Origin of the sequence: Chamaesiphon sp. OTE_8_metabat_110, assembly GCF_031382685.1 — a bacterium.
Taxonomy (GTDB): domain Bacteria; phylum Cyanobacteriota; class Cyanobacteriia; order Cyanobacteriales; family Chamaesiphonaceae; genus Chamaesiphon.
Genome location: NZ_JANMZA010000211.1, coordinates 1 through 2018, shown reverse-complemented (window position 1 = coordinate 2018; position 2018 = coordinate 1). Strand labels below are relative to the sequence as shown.

Annotated in this window: 3 protein-coding genes and 1 pseudogene; 1 reads left to right on the top strand and 3 read right to left on the bottom strand. The window is 46.9% G+C overall.

The window, feature by feature from the left end; genetic code table 11:
* Nucleotides 1-255 (top strand): annotated as a pseudogene (locus tag RMO52_RS07895) (metallophosphoesterase); the annotation flags it as partial.
* Nucleotides 256-391: 136 nt separating this feature from the next.
* Here RMO52_RS07895 and RMO52_RS07890 read toward each other — a convergent pair.
* From RMO52_RS07890 to RMO52_RS07880, 3 genes are all read right to left on the bottom strand, one after another.
* Nucleotides 392-1063 carry a hypothetical protein gene (locus RMO52_RS07890; protein ID WP_310412655.1) on the bottom strand — a complete coding sequence of 224 codons (672 nt, stop codon included), beginning with the start codon at nt 1061-1063 and terminating at the stop codon, nt 392-394.
* Nucleotides 1033-1524, bottom strand: coding sequence for a pantetheine-phosphate adenylyltransferase (gene coaD / locus RMO52_RS07885; protein ID WP_310412652.1), 492 nt, complete (start codon nt 1522-1524; stop codon nt 1033-1035). The genes RMO52_RS07890 and coaD overlap by 31 nt, the downstream gene beginning before the upstream one ends.
* Before the next feature lie 251 nt (nt 1525-1775).
* Nucleotides 1776-2018, bottom strand: a 243-nt coding sequence (locus tag RMO52_RS07880) for a homocysteine biosynthesis protein (RefSeq protein ID WP_310412649.1), incomplete at its 5' end; no start/stop codon positions are given.

Below are 2018 nucleotides of genomic sequence, written 5' to 3'. Positions count from 1 at the left end.
CCCGACTTTGGCGATATTGCAGCGGCTAGCTATCAGTTTGAACTGCAACTTTCGGGGCACTCTCACGGCGGGCAAATTGTGTTACCGTTTGCGCCGAGAGTCACACCACCCTGGGGGAAAAAATACATTAATGGACTATATCATCTGGGCGCGATGCAATTGTATGTCAGTCCAGGTGTCGGTACTACCGGGCCACCCAAAGCCAGATTTAACTGTCGTCCCGAAATCTCAGTAATTGTCTTACATCATGTGTAGAAGGGAATAGGGGATAGGGAATAGGGAATAGGGAATAGGGGATAGGGGATTGGTAATGCGATCGAGTACTAACAACTTCCGGTGGCGGCATGGCTCGCTCCCCGAGTACTGCCAGCAAGCTTCGAGCTGCTGGAGATTAGGCATTAGGCGTAGGATCGGTTGCATCGCTCATCAGGCGCTGTCTGCCGCGTTGAATGGCGTGGAGGATATCGGTAAGCTGATACTCCATATTGTGTAAAACGCGATCGGCATATTCATCCGCGCCATCTTGAGTCTGCTGACATTCTAGCTCTACTTGTGCCCGCATCCGGTCGAGGTCTTGGAGATGGCGATCGCCGATCCGCTGCATTTCTAGGGTTGTTTGTTGTCGGAGTTGCTCGCACTCCGAGATCGCCGCTTGCCGGATTTGCTGGGCTTCGCGTTCGGCGCGATCGATAATTCCCACTTCATTGGCGACTTGATAGGCGCGTTGATTTGCCTCAGCGAGAATCTGCTGCGCTTGCCCAGCAGCTTCTCTAATCAAGCGATCCTTATACTGCAATACTTCTTGCGCCGTAGCGATTACTTCTGGTAACTGCTCGCGAATTCTGTCGATCTGCTGCAAAATTTCTTCCTCATCGACCATTGTTTTACCAGTCAATGGTACGCGAGGACTATTCAAAATTCGGCTTTCTAACCGCTCGATCGCGGCAAATACCGCCGCAGATTCCAGATTTTTTGCTTGAATGCTTGGCACGATCGAACGGTCTTCTAAGATGCTAGCGTAGCTTTGGTCTGCTACTGCTGGATAGTGGGAGTGTTGTAACATTGGTAAATTTCCGAGGCAACATGAGGTGAGACAAGGTGATCGATCGAGCCGTTGAATCTAGCGATTTCCTTGACAATACTACTGCTGAGGAAACCATACTCTGTGGAAGTTGCTAAAAACACTGTTTCAATCTCTGTAGACAAGGTTTTGTTAGTGTGCGCCATTTGGAGTTCTTTCTCAAAGTCAGACAAAACTCTGAGTCCTCGCAACAAAACGCCAGCACCGATCAGGTTGGCGTAAGTCACTGTCAATCCGTCAAAGCTATCTACTTCTACTTGAGGTAAATGTTTGGTTGCTGTCCGGATCTGGCGCAAACGTTGCTCTACGGTAAATAGGGGCGTTTTTCCCGGATTTCTTAGTACGGCAACGACCACTCGATCGAAGAGCTTACTACCCCGCTCGATAATATCTAAATGACCTAGAGTAATCGGGTCGAAACTACCGGGGTATATCGCAATCACTGGTAAGGTTAACTTCTGAGGAATGAAAGTTCAGATCTTTAACATAGTAATTTACAATCGCATCTAAAGATACCATCAATACTTCACAATTTCTTTACTATTGGCGATAACTTTTAAACATTTCATCGTGCTGCGTAATTTAATTTAGTTAATAAATAAAAATATCATACTTAGTAATTATTTATACAGTTTAAAATTGATATATCAACCGCAGAATGTGCCAAGAGCGTCCCTAATCATTGACACTCAATTTAATCATCCAAGAGACTAGGCATTTGACGGCGATCTTGTGGGATAAAAGCGCGATCGGATGGTAAGGCAGCGACAGCCGCTGTTAACAAAAATTCACCCCGCTCGATCGCTTCTTTCAACTCGATCGCCACTTGTCGCGATCGATAGATACTAGCCAGAGGAGCCACTCGGACGGTTTTACCTTCAATTTTAATTTTACCGGACTTCAATTGGGCGTAGCTCACCAACCCAAATGTCGGACG